General features: G+C 70.9%; 19 protein-coding genes. 11 read left to right on the plus strand and 8 right to left on the minus strand.

The window, feature by feature from the left end:
* Positions 1–14: 14 nt before the first annotated feature.
* The 3 genes from J5226_RS04675 to J5226_RS04685 all read right to left on the minus strand — a co-directional run bounded on the left by J5226_RS04675 (position 15) and on the right by J5226_RS04685 (position 4,987).
* The gene (locus J5226_RS04675; protein WP_215838700.1) at positions 15–1,922 is read right to left on the minus strand and encodes a M4 family metallopeptidase; all 1,908 of its coding nucleotides are present in this window, start codon (positions 1,920–1,922) and stop codon (positions 15–17) included.
* Positions 1,923–2,404: 482 nt separating this feature from the next.
* Positions 2,405–2,623, minus strand: coding sequence for a hypothetical protein (locus J5226_RS04680; RefSeq protein ID WP_215838701.1), 219 nt, complete (start codon positions 2,621–2,623; stop codon positions 2,405–2,407).
* Positions 2,624–3,190: 567 nt separating this feature from the next.
* On the minus strand, positions 3,191–4,987 hold the full coding sequence (locus J5226_RS04685; protein WP_215838702.1) for an SLC13 family permease: 1,797 nt from the start codon (positions 4,985–4,987) through the stop codon (positions 3,191–3,193).
* Positions 4,988–5,112: 125 nt separating this feature from the next.
* Here J5226_RS04685 and J5226_RS04690 point away from each other — a divergent pair, with 125 nt between their 5' ends.
* From J5226_RS04690 to J5226_RS04700, 3 genes are all read left to right on the plus strand, one after another.
* Positions 5,113–6,294: an ATP-binding protein gene (locus J5226_RS04690; RefSeq protein WP_215838703.1), complete on the plus strand. Its 1,182-nt coding sequence runs from the start codon at positions 5,113–5,115 to the stop codon at positions 6,292–6,294.
* On the plus strand, positions 6,287–6,721 hold the full coding sequence (locus tag J5226_RS04695; protein WP_031374300.1) for a response regulator: 435 nt from the start codon (positions 6,287–6,289) through the stop codon (positions 6,719–6,721). The genes J5226_RS04690 and J5226_RS04695 overlap by 8 nt, the downstream gene beginning before the upstream one ends.
* Positions 6,722–7,060: 339 nt before the next feature.
* The gene (locus J5226_RS04700; protein WP_215838704.1) at positions 7,061–8,479 is read left to right on the plus strand and encodes an APC family permease; all 1,419 of its coding nucleotides are present in this window, start codon (positions 7,061–7,063) and stop codon (positions 8,477–8,479) included.
* 17 nt (positions 8,480–8,496) lie between these two features.
* Here J5226_RS04700 and J5226_RS04705 read toward each other — a convergent pair whose 3' ends face one another.
* Positions 8,497–9,246, minus strand: a complete 750-nt coding sequence (locus tag J5226_RS04705; protein ID WP_215838705.1) for a 2OG-Fe(II) oxygenase — start codon at positions 9,244–9,246, stop codon at positions 8,497–8,499.
* 395 nt (positions 9,247–9,641) lie between these two features.
* Here J5226_RS04705 and J5226_RS04710 point away from each other — a divergent pair, with 395 nt between their 5' ends.
* From J5226_RS04710 to J5226_RS04740, 7 genes are all read left to right on the plus strand, one after another.
* Positions 9,642–10,190 carry a hypothetical protein gene (locus J5226_RS04710; protein ID WP_215838706.1) on the plus strand — a complete coding sequence of 183 codons (549 nt, stop codon included), beginning with the start codon at positions 9,642–9,644 and terminating at the stop codon, positions 10,188–10,190.
* Positions 10,187–10,807: a hypothetical protein gene (locus J5226_RS04715; protein WP_215838707.1), complete on the plus strand. Its 621-nt coding sequence runs from the start codon at positions 10,187–10,189 to the stop codon at positions 10,805–10,807. Before J5226_RS04710 ends, J5226_RS04715 begins: the two co-directional genes overlap by 4 nt.
* A gap of 52 nt (positions 10,808–10,859) precedes the next feature.
* Positions 10,860–11,621, plus strand: coding sequence for a hypothetical protein (locus J5226_RS04720; RefSeq protein WP_215838708.1), 762 nt, complete (start codon positions 10,860–10,862; stop codon positions 11,619–11,621).
* A gap of 77 nt (positions 11,622–11,698) precedes the next feature.
* Positions 11,699–12,514: a hypothetical protein gene (locus J5226_RS04725; protein WP_215838709.1), complete on the plus strand. Its 816-nt coding sequence runs from the start codon at positions 11,699–11,701 to the stop codon at positions 12,512–12,514.
* A 76-nt stretch (positions 12,515–12,590) separates the two neighbouring features.
* Positions 12,591–13,328, plus strand: a complete 738-nt coding sequence (locus J5226_RS04730; protein ID WP_215838710.1) for a C39 family peptidase — start codon at positions 12,591–12,593, stop codon at positions 13,326–13,328.
* 133 nt (positions 13,329–13,461) lie between these two features.
* Positions 13,462–14,127 (plus strand): hypothetical protein, encoded by a 666-nt coding sequence (locus J5226_RS04735; RefSeq protein ID WP_215838711.1) that lies wholly within the window; start codon positions 13,462–13,464, stop codon positions 14,125–14,127.
* Positions 14,128–14,160: 33 nt separating this feature from the next.
* Complete coding sequence (locus J5226_RS04740) at positions 14,161–15,498, plus strand: transporter (protein ID WP_215838712.1); 1,338 nt, start codon at positions 14,161–14,163, stop codon at positions 15,496–15,498.
* Between the two features lie 90 nt (positions 15,499–15,588).
* Here J5226_RS04740 and J5226_RS04745 read toward each other — a convergent pair whose 3' ends face one another.
* From J5226_RS04745 to J5226_RS04760, 4 genes are all read right to left on the minus strand, one after another.
* Positions 15,589–17,046: a sigma-54 dependent transcriptional regulator gene (locus tag J5226_RS04745; protein WP_215838713.1), complete on the minus strand. Its 1,458-nt coding sequence runs from the start codon at positions 17,044–17,046 to the stop codon at positions 15,589–15,591.
* A gap of 311 nt (positions 17,047–17,357) precedes the next feature.
* Entirely contained in the window at positions 17,358–18,395 is a 1,038-nt protein-coding gene (locus J5226_RS04750) for a class 1 fructose-bisphosphatase (protein ID WP_215838714.1), read from the minus strand.
* A gap of 79 nt (positions 18,396–18,474) precedes the next feature.
* Positions 18,475–18,783, minus strand: a complete 309-nt coding sequence (locus J5226_RS04755) for a hypothetical protein (RefSeq protein WP_215838715.1) — start codon at positions 18,781–18,783, stop codon at positions 18,475–18,477.
* A complete protein-coding gene (locus J5226_RS04760; protein WP_215838716.1) occupies positions 18,780–19,301 on the minus strand; it encodes a hypothetical protein in 522 nt (173 codons plus the stop codon). The genes J5226_RS04755 and J5226_RS04760 overlap by 4 nt, the downstream gene beginning before the upstream one ends.
* A gap of 138 nt (positions 19,302–19,439) precedes the next feature.
* On the opposite strand from J5226_RS04760, the gene J5226_RS04765 reads away from it, so the two are divergent.
* Positions 19,440–19,883 (plus strand): hypothetical protein, encoded by a 444-nt coding sequence (locus J5226_RS04765; protein WP_215838717.1) that lies wholly within the window; start codon positions 19,440–19,442, stop codon positions 19,881–19,883.
* The last annotated feature ends 32 nt before the right edge of the window (positions 19,884–19,915 follow it).

The raw sequence follows: 19,915 nt of genomic DNA on the forward strand, positions 1-19,915 counted from the left end.
CGCGGCGCCTACGATCACTTCTTGCAACGCGCCGCGTCCGAACCTTCCGGCAGCCCGACGTTCACCGCTTCCCACGCGCACGCCACGGTCTTCACCGCGCTGGCCTTGAGCAGGCCGCGATCGACCAGATCCTGCGCCGCGGTCTGCGTCGCCACGCGCGCGTCCGGGTAGCTCGCCTGCGAGGTCAGGTACAAGGTGTTGGCGCGGTACCAGATCTGCCCGGCCACCACCGGCGTCAGGCCCTTCAGGCCGGTCGCGCCGTTGCAGACCAGATCGGCCGGCAGCACGCTCTTGCGGTGCGACTTCGGCACCTTCTGGCCTTCGGCCAGCAGGTAGAAGAAGTGGTTGCCGATGCCCGAGGTGTAGTGCGGATCTTCCTCGGTGAAGCCGCCGGCCGGGTAGCAGTCGAACGAACCGTTGCCGTCGGCGTCCACGTCCAGGCTCGGCTTGAACATGTAGCGCAGCGGCTTGCCGTCGAGCATCACGTTCTCGCCGATCAAATAATCCGGCGGATCCTTCGGGCTGTTGTCGAAGAACTCGACCAGGGTGCCGTGGATGTCGGAGGTGGCTTCGTTGAGGCCGCCGGCGTCGCCGGAGTACATCAGGCCCGAGGTCGCCTGGGTCACGCCGTGCGACATCTCGTGGCCGGCCACGTCGATGGCCACCACCGGGTTGGACACGCCGAAGTCGCCGTTGCCGTAGACCATGCGCTTGGCGTCGCCGTCCCAGAACGCGTTGGTGCCGCCGATGTCGAAGAAGAAATAGCTGAAGGTGACGTTGACGAAGCTCTGCACGCCGACGCCGTCGCCGAAGATGCCGACGCGGTCGTAGTACTTCTTGTAGTAGTCCCAGGTGCGGGCCACGCCGTAGTGAGCCTCGACGCCGGTGCGCTCGACGTTGCTCATCTGCTCGTTGCCCCAGACGTTGTCGGCGTCGAACATCGCCGGCGCGCTGAAGTCGCCGCCGCCGAAGATCAGGTCGACCACGGTGCCGCCGGTGTTGTGGGTGCTGCCGCCGCCGCGCTTGTCGTCGCGCAGCAGATAGCCCGGGCCGCGGCCGTCGCTTTCTTCCGCGCCGACCTTGGCGGTGGTGATGTTCACCTTGCCGCGGGTGATGGTGTAGCCCTGGGTCTCGGTGGTTTCGGCGCTGTAGATGCGGCTGTCGCGGCCGAGCAGGCCGCCGCTGTCGGCGTCGACGTAGATCAGGTCGTGGACCGGACGCTGCGCCTTGTTGAGGCCGCGGAAGGTGACTTCATAGGCCAGCTTGGGCTGGTTGTCCTTGGCGAAGTAGACCATGCGCGACTTGGGCTGTTCGAGGAAACGCCCGGCGAAATGCACGCCGGCGTCGGCGACGGCCTGGGCGGAGGACAGCTTCGGCGTCGGCGCGGCGGCGTTGCCGCCGACCACCAGATCCAGCGTCTTGCTGATCGAGGTCAGCAGGCCGTTCTTGGCGTGGGTGACCAGATCGCCGCCGATCACCGGCAGGCCCTGGTAATCGCGCTCGAAGCGCACGTGTTCGCTGCCGTCGGCTTCGACCACGACGTCGCGCGGCTTATAGCTTTCCGCGGCCAGCGCGTTGCCGGCGTTGGCGCCGCCGATGCCCTGGGCGGCGGCGCTGCGGGCCTTGTCGGCCTGCAGCAGTTCGCGCGCGCGCTGCACCGCCGGGTGCTGTTCGAGCTGCGCGCGCGGCGTCGCGCCCGAGCGCGCCGAGGCGTCGGCGAAGGGATGGTCGAGGCTGGCCTGCGCGGCCGACGCGTGCGCGTGGCGCGGCGCGGCGGCGTTGGCGGACGGCGCGCCCGCGGTGCGCGAGGCGCTGCCCGCGCCGGCGTCCGCATCGCGCTGGGTGGCGATGAACGCGGTCGCGGTGGTGCCGGTGATGGCGAGCAGGATCGATGCGGTGAGCACCTTGTGCTTGATCGACATAGCGATGGGTCTCCGAGTCATGCAAAGCGAAAGTGAGAAAAGAACGCAAATCGCCGACGCGCGGTGGGCCGCGCGTGGCGTTACTGCACAACGGCAGGGAGTTGTTCGTGCCTGACGGCGGCGTCTTACGACGAGTGAAGGCGCATCCGTTGCAGCTGTTCCCCATAGCTGCGAACGCGGCGCCATGCGTATCCCCCCACCTCGCAGGGACGAAACGGGTGGGTGGGATGGAAGAAATGGGATGCGCGTCTAAGAGCGCGATGGTCGGTCGGCGACGTTCGCGACGGACTTGCCTTGTAGGAGCGGCGTAAGCCGCGACCCACCGCAGCGACGTTCGAAAGCGCCTTCGCCGAAGCCCGGCGGGTCGGCGAAAACAGCCGGAAGCGGCCGATTGACCGGTCTTCGTGCGAAAGCGCTTTCGAACGTCGCTGCGGTGGGTCGCGGCTTACGCCGCTCCTACACGGGCTTCGGGCGACCGCGCTTCAGCGCTGCGGCGCCGGCATGATGTGCGACAGATAGATGCGGCTGTCTTCGTAGATGCGGATCGCCACCGCCACGCCGAGCTGCATCGACAGATCGAAGGCTTCGGCCTTGGCCGCGGCCGAGGCGGACGCCGCGTCGTCGAAGCGCGCGTCGGCTACGTCGCAAGACAGCGTGCGGCCGTGATAGGTGGATTCGTTGAGTTGCACCGTGAAAACCATGACGCACCGCGTGGATGGCGAACGATAGGCCCCGGCCCAGCTGCGCCGCTTGCTCAAGGCGACGACTCACTACTTCACTGCGGATAAGTCGAGCGGCGTCCGTTTCCGGCGCGTGAGTCGTGCTTCCGGGGCGCGGATAAAGTGACGCATGCCGCAGTCGTTTACCCTCGGAAGAAGCGCGGGCGCGGTGTAGGAAATTTCTGATCGCGGGCTCGGTTTTGGCGAAAGTTCGGGTAAGGCGATGCGCATCTTCGCTGCGCGATGCGCATCTTCGCTGCGCGACTGAACGCCCGCTGTAACCCGCGCCTCCCCCACGACTTTCGACGGATCACCTCCACGTCGCCCACCCCTACCGTGTCGCCTGCCGCACCGCTCGCCCACCGAAGGACCGACCATGCCCGCCAACGCCAGGACGACGGCCGCGCCCTCCGCCCGCAGACGCGCGCGGCGCCGTCGCCGCGCTTGGTGGGCGCTGGCCTTGCTGTGCGTCTGGGCCGCGGCGCCGGCGACGACCGGCGCGGGCACGGTGAGTCTGGTCGCCGGCGAACTCGAACCGCGCGCGCTGGTTCAGCCGCCCGGCCAGAGCGGCCCGCCGAGCCACAGCCAACGCGCCATCCAGGCGCTGACGAAGGCGATGAGCACGGTCAAAGGCAAGCCGATCCGCAGGAAATCGCTGAAGCGGTATTGGCCGGGGCCGAGGATCAGGAGATTTCCGTGGTGACCGATCGGCGTGAGGAAGGCCACCACCGCGCCTAGCGCCGTGCACACCACGAACGGCGTCGCCGGCTGCCCCAGCGACTGCGCCAGCGAGATCGCGATCGGCCCCAGCAGCACCGTCGTCGCCGCGTCGGAGAGGATTTGGGTCAGCAACGCCGCCACGGTGAACATCACCAGCAAGATCGCCAGCGGCGGCCAGCCCGCGATCACGTGCAGCATGCCTTGCGCGAGCAATTGCGCGGTGCCGGTCTGCTCCATCGCCACGCCGAGCGGAATCACGCCGGCGATCATCACGAAGATGCGCACGTCGATCTCGCGATACGCCTGTTCGACATCGACGCAGCGCGTGGCCACCATCGCCACCGCGCCGAGCAGGAACGCCAGCGGCGCCGGCAGCCATTCGGTCGCCGCGGCGACCACGGTCGCGGCCAGGATCGCCAGCGCGACCGGCGCGCGCAGCCGCCGCCGCGCTTCGCCGGCGAACGGCACCAGCATCAGGAAGCCGTGGTGCGCGGCGAGTTCGGCGAAACGCGCCGGCCGGCCCCACAGCACCAACAAATCGCCCTCGCGCAGGCGCGCGTCGGCCAGCCGCGGCGCCACCGCGCCCTGGCGCCGCCACAAGCCGGCGATGACGGCGTTGAAGCGGCGGGCGAAGTCGAGCTCGCGCACGCTGCGGCCGACGAACTCCGAACCCGGCGCGACCAGCGCCTGCACCAACTGCGCCTCGCCGTCGCCTTGCGCGTGTTCGCCGAAGCGCGCGATCGCGTTGAGATCGAGGCCGGGATCGTCGTGCAGCGAGGCCAACGCGTCGGCCGAGGCTTCCACCAACAGGATGTCGCCGCTGATCAGCGGGCTGCTCGGGCCGAGGTCTTGCCGGCGCACGCCGTCGCGCAGCCAGCCGGTCAGCACGAAGCGGTCGCCGAGCGCTTTTTGCAGCTCCGCGAGCGGACGCGTGCTCCAGCGCGAGCCGTCGACCACCAGCAGCTCGGTGCGGTAGCGATCCAGCCGCAGATAGCCGTCGTCGCCGTGTTCGCCGCTGCGCTTGGGCAGGATCCAGCGCGCGGCCAGCATGTACAGCACGCCGACCACGACCAGGGCCAAGCCGATCGGCGTGATCGAGAAAATGCCCAGGCCCGGCGCGCCGGTGCGTTCGATCAGGTTGTCGGCGAGCAGGAACGCCGGCGCGCTGACCAGGGTGAGGGTGGTGCCGAGCGAGGCGGCGAACGACATCGGCATCAACAGGCGCGAGGCCGACAGGCCGCGCGACTTCGCGAACCGGGTCAGGATCGGCAGCATCATCGCCGTGACCATGACGTGGTGGGTGAACGAGGACAGCGCCGCCACCGCCGGCATTGTGACGGCGATCGCACGTCCCTCGCTGTGGCCGGCGGCGCGGCCGATCCACTGGCCCAGCCGTTCCGTGATGCCGGTCGCGGCCAGTCCGCCGGAGATCACGAACACCGCCGCGACGATGATCGCCGGTTCGCTGGCGAAGCCCGACAGCGCCTGCTTGGCGTCGAGCACCCCGGTCAGCACCAACGCCAGCAAGGTCAGCATGGCGGTGACGTCGACCCGCAGCCGTTCGCTGACGAACAAGTACAAGGCGCCGGCCAGGATCAGGAGGAACGCGATCTGAGAAAAGTCCATGCGCACGATTGTGCGGGACTTGGCCGTGTCCGCGCCGTGTGCGCCGTCTACCCTGCCGTCACGGGTCGATTGGCTACACTTCCCGGTCACTTCGCCGCCGATGGCCGACGCTACGCTCCAATACGATGAGCCTGCCGCATCCCCTGCCGACCGCCACGCAGGCCGGAGACGATCCGGTCCGCGACGATCGTTTCCGTCAGGCGATGAAGGCGTCGAACATCGGCATGGCCATCGTGTCGCTCGACGGCATCTGGCTGGACGCCAATCCCGCGCTGTGCGCGATGCTCGGCTATCGCGAAGACGAATTGCGCGGGCACCACTACGCCGAAGTCACCCACCCCGACGATCTGGCGATCAGCCATAACCTCGTCGCCGCCCTGGTCAGCGGCGAGCTGGCGTCGGTGGACGAACACAAGCGCTACGTGCACCGCGACGGCTCGGACGTGTGGGTGCAGCTCAACGTCGCGGTGATGCGCGCCGAGGACGGCGCGCCGCAGTATTTCATCTCGCACATGCGCGACATCCGCGGCGAACGCGAGGCCGGCATCGCGCTGAGCGCGCGGGTGGCCGAGCACGGCGCCGCGCTGGACGCCTCGCACCGGCAATTGCAGTTGTTCGCCGACGCGGTCGCGCACGACCTGCGCGCGCCGCTGCGTTCGATCGAAAGCTTTTCCGCGCTGCTGGCCGATCGCGCCGGCGAGCGCCTGAACGAAACCGACCGCGATTATCTGACCCGCATCCGCGCCGCCGCGACCCGCATGACCGGTTTGCTGGCGATGCTCACCGAGCTGTCGCACGTGACCCGCGCGGAGATGCGGATCGGCCCGGTCGATCTGAGCCTGCTCGCCGACTGGGTCGGCGCCGAGCTGCAGGACGCCGATCCCGCGCGCCGCGGCGAGGTCCGGGTCCAGCCCGGCCTGCAGGTCGAAGGCGACGAGCGCCTGCTCAAGCTGATGCTGACCCAGCTCATGCACAACGCCTGGAAATTCTCGACGCTCGAGGCCGACGCGCAGGCGCCGGTGCGGATCGAGATCGAAGGCGAAACCCGCGACGGCACGCTGTCGGTGAGCGTGCGCGACCACGGGAGCGGTTTCGACATGCGCTATGCTCACAAGCTGTTCGAGCCCTTCCAGCGCCTGCACGGGCCGGATCAGGGCGGCGGCCACGGCCTCGGGCTGGCGATCGCGCGACGCGTGGCCGAGCGCCATCGCGGGCAACTGCGCGCCCACTCCGAGCCCGGCGCGGGCAGCACGTTCACAGTCGAGTTGCCGCTCGTGTCGAGGGGCGAGGAAAACGCTGATGCATAAGGAAATCCTGCTGGTCGAGGACAACCCCGACGACGTCGAGCTGACCCGGCTCGCCTTCGACGAGGCCAAGATCGCCAACAGGCTGGTGGTGATGGGCGATGGCGCCGAGGCGCTGGATTACCTGTTCGCCCGCGGCCGCTATTCCGATCGCGACCCCAACGACTTGCCGTCGATCGTGCTGCTGGACCTCAACCTGCCCAAGGTCGATGGCCGCGAAGTGCTGCAGGCGATCCGCGCCCACGAACCCACCCGCACCCTGCCGGTGGTGGTGCTGACCACCAGCACCGAGCCGTTCGACGTCGAGGCCAGCTATGCGCTCGGGGTCAACAGCTATATCCAGAAGCCGGTGGATTTCGAGCAGTTCGTGTGGGCGGTCAAGCAGGTCGGGCTGTACTGGCTGGTGTTGAACCATCCGCGCAATCCCTGACGTCGAGCGCCGCGGCCGCGGACCGTAAGCGGCGCCCCCGGCCTCGCTGAGGTTTGCCGACGCCGGCAGCCGCGCGTCCCCGCCCTGGCCGGGCGGCCCGCCGAGCCCGGTCCGGCTCCCTGCGTTCATCCCCAAAACCGCCCGTGAGGCGGTTTTCGCATGTCTGGAGCGTGGCGATCCTGCGCCGCGGAGCACAGATCCTGCCGCCGGCATGTCCGCGCCGCGGCGCCCCGGTTCGATAGGCGTATTGCGTCCACATCGGTGCCGCCGCCCTGACGGCGCGGCCGGACGCGTCAGCCCGCCGGCCGGCGGCGGGCCCGCCACGGGACTCCAGGACGCATGCGCGATACCGCTGAGCAACGCTTGAAGGCCGGTTCGGTCGGTGGACCGCAGATCCTGGCCTTGGTGTTCGCCACCACCGGGCCGTTGATCGGCCTGATCGGCGCGATGCCGGTCGCGCTGACCCAGGGCAACGGCATCGGCCTGGCCGGCTGCTTGCTGCTCGCCGGCCTGGTCTATCTGGTCTTCGCCGCGGGCTTCGCCGCCTTGACCCGCGAAGTGGTGGACGCCGGCGCGTTCTACGCCTGCGTCGCGCGCGGCGTGTCGCGCCCGGCCGGGCTGGTCGCCGCGGCGCTGGCGACCACGGCGTACATGGCGCTGCAGCTGTGCTGCTACGGCGTGATCGGCTTTTTCATCGGCCAACTCAGCGAACGCGCCTGGGGCGAAAGCCTGCCGTGGTGGTTCAACGCGTTGCTGGTGAACGCGGTGGTGCCGTTCTGCGCGCAGCGCAACCTGGGTTTCGCCGCGCGCTTGCTGGGCGTGCTGTCGCTGGCCGAGGTCGTGCTGATGGCCGCGTTCGCGGTCTCGGTGCTGTGGCGCGGCGGCGGGCCGGAAGGCCTGAGCGCGGAGCCGTTCGCGCCGTCGCGGGTGTTCTCGGCCGGCTTCGGCGCGGCGATGGTGTTCGCCGTGGCGGCCTTCGCCGGCTTCGAGACCGCGGCGGTCTACGGCGAGGAAGCGCGCGCGCCGCGGCGCACCGTGCCGCGCGCGCTGTTCGCGGCGATCCTCGCCGTCGCCGCGACCCTGGCCGGTTCGGCGTGGATGTTGATCGCCGCCTACGGCCCCGGCGAAATCGTCGCCGCGGCCGCGCGCGATCCCGGCGGGCTGTGGTTCTCGGCGGTGTCGCGCTTTCTGTCGCCGGACCTGGGCGCGGCCACGGCCGGATTGCTGCTGACGAGTCTGTTCGCGTCGATCGTCGGCCTGCAGAACGTGGTCTCGCGCTATCTCTACGCGCTCGGCCGCGACGGCGCGATCTGGCCGGCGCTGGCGCAGATGCATCCGCGCCAGGAGACGCCGTACATCGCCAATCTGGCGCAGGCGTCGGTGTCGATCCTGGCGCTGGCGGGATTGGGCTCGATCGAGAACGACCCGCTGCGCATCGCCTTGGGATCGGCCTCGGCGCTGGCGGTGATCGCGCTGCTCGGCGCGCAGATCTTGGTCAGCCTCGCGGTGATCGGTTACTTCCGCGGACGCGGCGGCGGCGCGTGGAGCACGCGGATCGCTCCGGCGGCGAGCGTGGCCGCGCTGTCGGCGCTGTTGTGCACGGTACTGGCCAACCTGCGCGCGCTGACCGGCGGCAGCGCGGCCGCCGTGTGGGCGATCGCGATCGCCTTGCTGGCGTTGGTCGCCGCCTGCGTGTTGCGCGCCTGGACGATGCGACGGCGCGACCCGGCCGCGTACGCGCGGCTCGGCGGCGGATAACGCGCGTCGCCGCGGCGTCAGCCGCCGCCGTACAAGCGTTCGGCGCGCTGGAACAGAATCCAGCTGGTGGCGATGTACTTGTCGCCGCCCTTGGGCCGGTTGCCGCGATGGGTGTGGGTGAACGCGGCCGGCGCGATCAGCAGGTCGCCGGCGCGCGGCGCGATCTTGCGGCGCTGGTAGAGGAACTCGGTCTCGCCTTCCTCGAAGCCGTCGTTGAGGTAGATCGTCCACAGCACGTGGCGGTGCAGGGTGTCGGCGTGCGGGTCGCGCGGGTACAGCTCGCAATGCCAGTAGGGATACCCGCCGCGGCCGTCGGTGTAGCGCTGCAGATTGATCGCGCCGGGACGGAACACGGTCTGCGCGACCGGCGCGAGCTGGCTGTCGTCCATCTGCGCCATGCGCTCGGCGGTGAGGCGGTGGCGCTTGCCGTCGGCGTCGGGCGCTTCCAGCATCAGCGGCGCGATCAAGGTGTGCGGATAGCGGCGCAGGTACTGCAGCAGGCCGCGGAACACCGCCAGATTCAACGCCACTTCGATGTCTTTCCAGCCTTCGCGCCCGGTGATGGTGAGGTCGCGGCTGTCCTTCAGATCCGGCATTACTCCGCCGCCGACGCGGCCGGGTTCGCTCTCGCGGCTGGCGTCGAAACGCCGCACCAGCTCGGCGCATTGCTCGCGGCTCAGCGCCTGCGGATAGACCTCGATGAAATCGTCGCCGCCGTGGGCGGCGGCGGGCAGGGCGTCGCGGACGGCGTCGGGTGCGGAAGACATGGGACCAACCTGAAGAGACGGAGCGGGTAAGACACAAACGCGCGCGGGCGGCGTTTCCCCATCCTCGCACGCGCGATGAGGTTGCGAAAACGCAACGCGGCCGGCGCGCGTAGGCGCGAGCGTGCGTGAGCGCCGGCGAAGCCAAGCGCGGCGCGCATGCGCGGGTGCGACGGCGACAAGCTGAGTGGGGGAATCGCGCGCTTCGCGTGTTAGCGGCGCGTTACGGGGGCGCAACGTTTCGTCGCGCCGGCGCCGGCCAAATGCGATCGCGCGCCGGCGAATCGCTTTCGGATCAATCGCTTGCGAAGTTGGCACGGGATTGGCGTGGGGAATCTCCGCCGGCCGCGCCTGCCCCGCATCCGGTGTTTCGAGCATCCCCCGTCTCGGAGTCCGCCATGTCCGCCGCCCTCGCCCGCGTCGCCGCCGTTCGCGCCGCCCCGTTCCGCCGCCGCCGCGCGCTGGCGTTCGCCGCGCTCGCGTTCGCCTGCGCCGCCGCCCTGCCGGGCGCGCGCGCGGCCGAACCCGGCGCCGACACCACCGTGGTGATCGCCCGCACCGTCCATCCGCGCATCGCCTATCGCGCGTTGCCGGCGCAAGACAACCCGGTGCGCACCGAGGCGACGACGTTCCCGGGCCAGGTGTTCCACGCCACCCTCGACCGTTCGCTGGCGCCGTTGCTCGACGACGCCGCGCTCGGCCAGCACGGTTCCGGCGGCATCGGCGTCGGCGCGGCCACCGACGCGGTGACCGGCCTGCTGGTGCCCGGCGCCGGCCTCGGCGCGGGCAACGCGCTCGGCGGGCCGGCCGCGTCGGCGCCGCTCGGCGCGAGCGCCAGCGTCGGCGGTGCGGTGATCGGCGCGACCGCGGGCCTGGGCGACACGATCACCGGTGCGGTGATGCAAGCGGTGATGCCGGCCGCCGCGCCGCCGGGGAGCGGGCGGTGAACGCGCGCGCCCGTCCGTTGCGGCATGCGCCGCTGTGGTTGATCGCGTGCTTGCTGGCGACCGCGGTGGTCGCCGACGGCCGCGCGCAGCCGCCGCTCGACAGCGCCCGCATCGGCGCCGCCGGGCGCGGCCTCGACGGCCGCGCGGCGATCAATCAGGCCGCCGGCGCCGGCAATGCGCAGGCCAATCAGGCCGCGCTGTCGCTGTCCTCCGACGGCGCCGCGTTCGCCGCCGCGCGCGCCGACCAACGCATCGACTCGTCCGCGGCCCTCGCCGCCGCGCGCCGCGCGCAAGCGCGCATCGACGCCGGCGCGTTCGCCGACGCCCACGGCTTGCTGCAACTCAATCAAAGCGCCGGCGCCGGCAACGCCCAGCTCAACCAGTTCGCGCTCGCGCGCGGCGGCGGCGGCGCGCTCGACGACGCGGCCTTGGCGCAAGTCGCCGGCCCCGCGACCGCGCCGCTGGAAACCCGGCGCGCGCCGGGCCTGCGCGACGCCGCCATCGCCGACGACGCCTTCCGCGGCGGCCAAGGCGTGCTGCAACTCAACCAGACGGCGGGGATCGGCAACGCGTCGGTCAACGCCATCGTGCTCCGACTGCCGGGGAGCGCTCCATAACGACAACGGCGGAACGCAGTCGCGACACCCACCACCCTTCAGGAGAGAGACCATGAAAGCGCAACTGACCCTGCTCGCCCTCGCATTGGCCGTCGCCGCGCCCGCTTACGCCGAAGGCGACGACGCCCGCATCCACAGCGATACCTACGTGAGCAACCGCATCCACGTCGGCGGCCACGTCGAAGTGAAAGGCAAGATCCGCGTCGCGTCCGAATCCGCCGCGACCGTCGATCAGGACCAGAACACCCTGGCCAACACCTCGCTCGGCGACGGCGACCACGACGCCCGCATGGGCGGCAACGCGATGTCCAGCGCGCAGGGCAACATGGGCGCGAACATCGCCGCCGGCGTCGGCAACGCGCAGAGCAACGACACCGCGCTGTCGGCGGTGGACGGCGAGAAAGTGTTCGCCTCGGCGATGGTGTTCAACGATCAGAAGGCCGGCTTCAACTACGCCTATTCCAGCCAGCAGGACACCTATTACAGTGCCACCCTCGACGGCAACGCGCTGTCCAACGCCAAGGGCAACATCGGCGTGAACGTCGGCGCCGGCGTCGGCAACGCGCAGAGCAACGGCATGGCCGCCTCGGTCAACAGCTCCGGCACCATCGCCAAGGCCGCTTCCGACAGCGAGCAGCACAGCTGGCTCAACGAACTGGCCGCGGCCTGCGACCTGGACACCTTCGCCACCCTCGGCGGCAACGCGCTGTCGGGCGCGCAGGGCAACATCGGCGCCAACGTCGCCGCCGGCGTCGGCAACCTGCAACACAACGGCTTGTCGATCGCCACCGCGTCCTGCGGCAGCTGCCAATGACCCGCGCGCGGCCGCGGCGCGCGCCGCCGCGGCCCTGCGCATCCGAGCGGAACGAATCGGCTTGACGGAGAACTTCGATGAAACTCCAGCACTCCTTGTTGGCGCTCGCGCTCGCGGCCCTGGCCGGACCGGCCTTCGCCGAGGGCGACGACGCGCGCATCCACAGCGATACCTCGGTGAGCAACCGCATCCACGTCGGCGGCCACGTCAACGTGAAGGGCAAGATCCGGGTGGCGTCCGAATCGGCCGCGACCGTGGATCAGGACCAGACCACCGAAGCCAACGCCTCGCTCGGCGACGGCGACCACAGCGCGCATCTGGGCGACAACGCCTTGTCGAACGCGCAGGGCAACATCGGCGCCAACGTCGCCGCCGGCGTCGGCAACGCGCAGAGCAACGACACCGCGCTGTCGGCGGTGGACGGCGAGAAAGTGTTCGCCTCGGCGATGGTGTTCGACAAGCAGTCCACCCTCGCCAACTACGCCACCACCAACACCGACGAGACCTTCTACCGCGCCACCCTCGACGGCAATGCGCTGTCGAACGCCAAGGGCAACATCGGCGTCAACGTCGCCGCCGGCGTCGGCAACGCGCAGAGCAACGGCATGGCCGCTTCGGTCAACAGCTCCGGCACCGTGGCGCTGGCGACCTCCGACAGCGAGCAGCACGCCTTGTCGAACCTGCTCGACAGCGACGGCCGCCGCATCAGCCTGGATCTGTACGCCTCGCTCGGCGGCAACGCGCTGTCCGGCGCGCAGGGCAACATCGGCGTCAACGTGGCCTCGGGCGTGGGCAATCTGCAGCACAACGGCCTGGCGATCGCCACCGCCTCGTGCGGCGCCTGCGCACCGCCGCCGCCCCCGCCGCCGACCTGCACCCATTGCGGCGACTGACCTCCCCCGCCGCACCGCGATGGCCGCGCGTCGGCCATCGCGGCCTTCCGAGATCCATTCGCCGACCGATGCCGCCATGCACGCGACCGCCTCCCTCGCTTTGTCGCTCGCCCTCGCTCTCGCCGCGTGCGGCGGCGCGCGCGCGCAGAGCGCGGTCTCGCCGGGCGAGCGCTACAGCGCGGTCGATCTGACCCGGCTCACCGGCGCGACCGCCACGCCCGTGGTCAAGCCGATGCGCACCCTGCGCGACCTGCGTTACCGCGAACTGCTGCGCCAGCGCTACGACTTCAGCTGCGGCTCGGCCGCGCTGGCCAGCCTGCTGCACTACGGCTACGGCCTGGACGTGGACGAACCGGCGCTGATCGAAAAGATGATGGTCGGCGTGGACCCGCACGAAGTGGTGCGCAACGGCTTCTCGATGCTCGACATGAAGCGCTACGTCGAAGGCATCGGCCTGCGCGCGCACGGCTTCCGCATCGACGCCGACGCGCTGTACCGCTTGCAGATGCCGGTGATCGCCCTGCTCGACATCCGCGGCTATCGCCATTTCGTCGTGGTCAAGGGCGCGGCCGGCGGACGCGTGTTCGTCGCCGATCCCGCGCTGGGCCACCGGGTGATGCCGGAAGCCGAATTCGTGCGCGGCTGGAACGGCATCGTCCTGGCCGTGGTCGGCGATAAGCCGATGCGCGCCGATTCGTATTTGGTCGGCGACCGCAGCTCGCCGGCGCTGCGACGCCGCGGCGACGCGCTGGAACGCGCCACCGCCGCGCCGCGCGCGGTCGAGTACACGCTGTCGCTGTACGACCTGTTCTGAACCGCAACGTCCGAACCGCAATGAAGAGCTTCGTTCGAGGTGCCCGATGAACCGCCCATCACTCCCCCGTGCCCTGTTCTCGGCCCTCGCGGCAGCGGCGGCCGCGGTCCAACCCGCGGCCGCCCTGCCACCCTTGCGCGCGCAGATCGTCGACGACGCCACCTTGGCCACGCTCAACGGCCGCTACTACGACGCGCACATGCTGATCGGCCTGCGCGTGGATCTGATCTCCAGCGTCGCCACGCCGCAGCAAGGCGCGGCGATGGCCAGCGGCTCGCTGCTGGTGCTGCGCGACGGCAACGGCTTCAGCGTCAGCACCGATGCGCGCAGCAGCGCGGCGGCCGGCGCCGATGTCGCCGACGCGAACGCCAACGCGAGCGGCGCCGAAGCGGTGCGCCTGCAAGGCATCGGCCAGATCGCGCAGATCGCCGGCGACGGCAATCGCCTGTCGAATCTGGCCGCGATCGAATTCGTCGATCCCGCGCGCGCCGATCGCGACGCGGCCGGTTTCAACGGCCAGACCCACAGCGACAGCGCCGCCGGCGGCGTGCGCGCGCAGGTGACCTTCCTCGACGGCGGCGCGACGCTGGGCGTGCAGGCGCCGGGCGTGTCGCTGCAACAACGGCTCGACGGCGGCGCGCTCGGCGGCATCGCCCAGAGCGGCCGCATCGCCGGCGACGGCGTGGTCGCCGGCAACCGCCTGCAACTGCAGATCGTGACCGCGGCGATGACGCCGCAGATGACCCGTCAACTCGGTTTGCAGCAGGCGCTCGACGGCCTGCGCGGACTGCCGCGCTGACATCCGCCGTACCGCTGGCAAGGAGGCACGATCATGCGCGTCGCTCCGCTGTCCCTCGCTTTGGCCTTGGCGCTGAGCGCGCCGGCCCGCGCCGACGAAGCAACGCCGGCGCCATCCGAATTCAAATCGCTGCACCAGCGCATGCTCGACATGAGCCGCGAACTGGCCGAGCAGCGCGCGCAGATCCAACGCCTGAGCGAGGAAGTCGACCGGCTCGAACTGGCCCAGCGCGGCCGCGGCCTGGATGCGCCGCAGAACGACACCGCCGCCGCCGCGCCCGACGGCGCCCAGCAAAGCGTGCCGCGCGATGCGCGCGAACTCGCCGAAGACGCGCGGCGCAAGGCCGCGGACAAGGACGGCGCGAGCGGCGAGCCGATCCAGGTCGGCCAGGCCCAGCGCGAGGAGGACGCACAGCGCCGCGAGCAGGAAAAAGCGCTGGTGGTGCGCGAACACGCGCCGCTGTTCGAGCGCAAGTTCACCCTCGACGCCGGTTTCAGCTACAGCTACTACGACCGCCGCCAACTCGCGCTCAGCGGCTTTCTCGCGCTGGACGCGATCTTCCTGGGCAGCATCAACCTGGATCAAACCAAGGCCAGCATCGGCACCTTCGAACTCAGCGGCCGCTACGGCCTCACCGACCGGCTCAGCATCGAGGCCACGTTGCCTTACGTCTACCGCGATTCGCGCTTCGTCAGCGGCGGCGCCGGCGGCGCGTCGAGCGTGGTCAGCGAAGTCAGCCTGCGCTCGCAAGGCTTGGGCGACGCCAGCGTGGCGGCGTACTACCAGTGGGTGAAGGAATCGCAGCGCTGGCCCGACATCGTCACCAGCCTGCGCGTGCGCGCGCCGACCGGGCGCGATCCGTTCGGGCTCAAGCTGGTGCAGCCCGACGGCAACAACAACAACCTCAACATTCCCGAAGACCTGCCGACCGGTTCGGGCATGTGGGCGGCGACGTTCAACGTCTCGGCGCTGCGCACCTACGACCCGGTGATCCTGTTCGGCAACATCGGCTACACCTACAACCAGCCGGCCAACTTCGACGACATCTCGCCAGTGGCCGAACAGGTCTCGCCCGCGCGCGTGGCGCTGGGCAACACCGTGCAGCTCAGCGGCGGCCTGGCGATCGCGCTCAACGACCGTTCCGCGGTGAGCTTCAGCGTCGCCACCGCCGCCACCGGCGCCACCCACACCACCGCGCCGGGCGGGCCGAAGCGGCGCGTCGCCGGCAGCTCCAGCAATTCCACCACGCTCAACATCGGCGCCAGCTACGTGCTGCCTTCGGGCTGGACCTTCAACGGCCAGATCGCCGCGGGCCTGACCCCCGACGCGCCGAATTTCGTGTTCTCGCTGCGCGGCTCGCGCTCGTTCTGAGCGCGCCGCGCGGCTTCGTTTACGGGAGTGGCGTCGCGCTGTGCCCGGGGACGGGGCGGAAATGTCCGCCCCGGTCTTTTCGCCGCGCGCTCAGGCCTGGGCTTCTTCGTTCAGCGCTTCTTCGCTGCCGCGCATCGCCAACCGCTGCATCAACCGATACAGCGTCACCCGCGACACGCCCAATTCGCGCGCCGATTCGCCCAAGCGCCCGCGGTTGCGCTGCAGCGCGCGTTCGATCGCCTCGCGGGTGGCGACGTCGCGGGCTTCGTCGAGGGTCATCGGCGCGCCGACGACGGCGTCGCCGATGTGCAGGTCGGCGGCGGTGAGGTAGCGGCCTTCGGCCATGACCACGGCCTGGCGCACGCGGTTGATGAGTTCGCGCACGTTGCCCGGCCAGTCGTGCCGGTGCAGCGCGAGCCGCGCGCACGGCGAGAAGCCCTTGATGCCGCGCGAGGTTTCCTGGGCGTAGCGTTGCAGGGCGTGGTCGGCGAGCAGGTCGATGTCGCCGCCGCGTTCGCGCAGCGGCGGCTGGCGCAGGCGCAGCACGCACAGGCGGTGGTAGAGGTCGGCGCGGAACTTGCCGTCGGCCACGGCTTGGTCGAGGTCGTGGTGGGTGGCCGAGACGATGCGCACGTCGACCGCGACTTGCTCGTGGCCGCCGAGGCGCTCGATCGTGCCTTGCTGCAGGAAGCGCAGCAGCGAGGCCTGGCTGTCCAGCGGCAGGTCGCCGATTTCGTCGAGGAACAAAGTACCGCCGTGGGCCATCTCGATCCGGCCGAGCTTGCGTTGCTGCGCGCCGGTGAAGGCGCCGCGCTCGTAGCCGAACAGTTCCGACTGGACCAGATTGTGCGGAATCGCGCCGCAGTTGATCGCCACGAACGGCTGGCGCGCGCGGTGCGAGTGGCGGTGCACCGCCATCGCCGCGAGTTCCTTGCCGGTGCCGGTTTCGCCGGCGATGAACACCGGCGCGTCGGTGCCGGCGGCCTTGTGCAGGCCGCGGCACAGCGCGCGGATGGGTTCGCTCTCGCCGATCATGCCGTCCAGGCCGGTCTCGCCCGGCGCGCCGTGCGCGTCGGCGCCGCAGGCCAGCGCGGCCATGCCGTAGGCGTGGCCGATCACGGTGTGCAGCACCGCTTCGGGGCACGGCAGGGTGACGTAGTCGTAGCAGTAATCGCGGATCAGCCGGCGCGCGGCCTCGTGTTCGAGCTGGGCGGCGGCGACGCCGGCGATCCAGCCGGCGTTGTGCGCGGCCAGGGCCGGGCCGAGTTCGTCCAGGTCGCGCGCCTCGAAGCCTTCGCGCAGGTCGATCAGCACCGCGTGCGGCAGGCGCGGGCTGGATTGCAGCTGGCGCAAGGCGGCGCGCGCGTCGTGGGCGCGGCGCAGCGACCAGCCCAGGTTCTGCAGCGGGGCCAGCGCGTGCATGCGGCCGGCGCCGCCGGGGCTGAGGTAGAGCAGTTCGCGGGCGCCGTCGGCGCGCGCGGGCGGCCGCACGGCGGGCGACGCGGAGGCGTGGCGATACGCCAGATCGCTGCGGATCCCATTGGCCATGTGCGTGTCCCCGCGGCGCTAAAAATGCGCAATCGATCTCAGTTCTTACTCCAACGCAACGGCCTGCGGAAGCCGGCCACCGACGGCCGGTCGCGCCGGCGCGGTGCGTTTTAGCGCGCGCCCGCGGCGGGGGCGCGGCGGACGCCAGATGTTGGGGCGAACGCGCGCGGCGGGCGCATTGGATCGTGGCAATCCCAGCGCCGGGTTCTGCGTCGCGGGGGCGGGGAACGCGCCCGCCGCGCCGCGGGATCGGCGGAAAACGCAGCGAATGCGCGGCGCCGGCGCGAACCGGCCGCCGCGCGGATCGCGGTTTACGGCTGCTCGCTGTCGAACTCGTGGTGATAGCGCACCGCGGCCTCGACTTCGTTCTTGCTGCCGAGGAACACCGGCACGCGCTGATGCAGGCCGGTCGGCTGCACTTCCATCATGCGCTGGCGGCCGGTGCTGGCGGCGCCGCCGGCCTGTTCGACCAGCATCGCCATCGGGTTGGCTTCGTACATCAGCCGCAGCTTGCCGCCCTTGTCGGCGCACTTGGCGTCGAGCGGATAGCTGAAGAGGCCGCCGCGGGTCAGGATGCGGTGCACGTCGGCGACCATCGAGGCCACCCAGCGCATGTTGAAGTCCTTGCCGCGCGGGCCTTGCTTGCCGGCCAGCAGGTCGGCGACGTAGCGCTGCATCGGCGGCTGCCAGTGGCGCTGGTTGGACATGTTGACCGCGAATTCCTGGGTGTCGGCCGGAATCTGCATGTCGCGCGTGGTCAGCACGAAGCTGCCGACTTCGCGGTCCAGGGTGAAGGCGTGGGTGCCGTTGCCGATGGTCAGCACCAGCATGGTGCTGGGGCCGTAGGTGGTGTAGCCGGCGCAGACCTGTTCGGTGCCGGCCTGGAGGAAATCCTTGTCCTCGGCCTGGGTCACGCCGTCGGGCGCGCGCAGCACCGAGAAGATCGTGCCGACCGAGATGTTGACGTCGATGTTGGACGAGCCGTCGAGGGGATCGAACAGCAGCAGGTAATTGCCGCGCGGGTAGACGTCGGGGATCGGGTGCGAGGTGTCCATCTCCTCCGAAGCCAGCCCGGCGAGGTGGCCGCCCCAGGCGTTGGCTTCGAGCAGGATCTCGTTGCTGAGCACGTCGAGCTTCTTCTGCGCTTCGCCCTGGATGTTGCCGGTGCCGGCATCGCCGAGCACGCCGCCGAGGGCGCCCTTGCCCACCGCGATGGAGATCGACTTGCAGGCGCGCGCGACCACTTCGATCAGCAGGCGCAGGTCGGCGTTGATGCGGCCGGCGCGTTGTTCTTCGATCAGGTAGCGGGTCAGGGAGATGGCGGAGCTGGGCGTGAGAACGGCGGACATGGACTCGGGCGCTGGCGGCGAGGGGGCGCCATTGTCGCCGATGTCGGCGCTGCGCCGCTGTGCGCGGGCGCCAGCGCGTTCAGTTTGAGCCGGGCGCGGGGGCGTCGAAACGGCGCACCTGGCTGAAATAGAAGGCGCTGTTGTACCAATCGACGAAGCGGCCGGCGTACTCGCCGGCCTGCGGATGCGGCGCGGCGACCTCGATCCAGTACCACGATCCGGCCTGCGGAAACCCGCCCAGGTCGGCGACGAAGACCGTGGCCTGGGCGCGGTCCGGGTCGAGGTCGAAATCGACGGCGGCGTGCAGCACCCGGCGGCCGCGCGGGCCGTCCAGGCGCACCGTCACCGGCCGCGCGGACAGCGCCGGGCGCGCCGGGGCCGCGGTCACTGCCGCGCGGCCGGCGCCGCCGCGTCGCTGGCGCGCACCTGCAGCGAATCGACTTCGCGGCGCAGATGGCGCTCGGTGACGCCGAAGGCATGGGCGATCTCGCGCTGGTCGATGCCGGCGCGCAGCGCGGCGCGGATCGCGACCCGGCGCAGGGCCACGAACACGCCCCAGGCCGAGGGGATTTCGATGGTGCCGGCGGCGCTGGCGCGGTCGAGCAGGCGCCGGTGCGCGGACGCGTCCAGCTCCAGGCCCAGGCGCGCGGCGCAGGCGTTGCGGCCGCGCGGCAGGTAGACGCGGCGGCCGCCGTGGCGGTGCACCAGCCGCAGCATCGCGGCGAAGCCGCACGACTGCGCGACCTCCGCCGCGACCCACGGCAGCGCCGCCAGCACTTCGATGCGGTGCGATTCGCAGAACGCGCTGAGGGTGTCGAAATCGTCGCTGTCCGGCGCCGGCAGGCCGGCGAAACAGGGCGGAGCCGCGCTGGCGGCGGTGGGAACGGGCGAGGCGTGCAGGTTCATGCCCCGGATGAACGCGCCGGCGGCGGCGACGTGAACGGCGCGGCGCCGATGCGGCGGACCGCGTTCGCCATGGCGGCGCGCGCGGCCCCGGGCTAGGTTCGCCGCGCGGCATTCCGCCGCGGATTCCGGAGCGCAGCCATGCCGTACACGATCGAGTTCTGCAACACGCCGCTGACGATCCCCGAGCGCCGCTGGGGCCAGGCCGACAACGTGCCGCCGCTGGACGGCGACACCCAATCCACGGTCCAGTTCACCGCGTTCTCCTCCTGCATCGGCATCTGCGCGCGCAACGAGAACGGCGCGCGGGTGATCGGCATCCACCTCAGCGTGACCGACGATCAGGGCAACGTGTTCGCGGTCAACGACGTGCCCACGGTCAGCGAAATCCTGCAGACCTGGGGCTACGACCCGCTCACCGTGTTCGTGATCGGACAGGCGCAGGTGTGGCAGGAGAGCGTGCCGCAGGCCTATGCGGCGCTGCTGGCCTCGCTCGGCCAGCCGCAGGTCTACAGCTACGGCGACGGCACCTACGGCGCCGGACTCAACCCCGCCAACGTGCTGGTGCCGACCTACGCGGAGTGAGCGCGGCGGGCGCCGTCGCAGGCGGCGCGAGC

This window comes from Lysobacter sp. K5869 (assembly GCF_018847975.1).
In the GTDB taxonomy this organism is placed as follows: Bacteria; Pseudomonadota; Gammaproteobacteria; order Xanthomonadales; family Xanthomonadaceae; genus Lysobacter.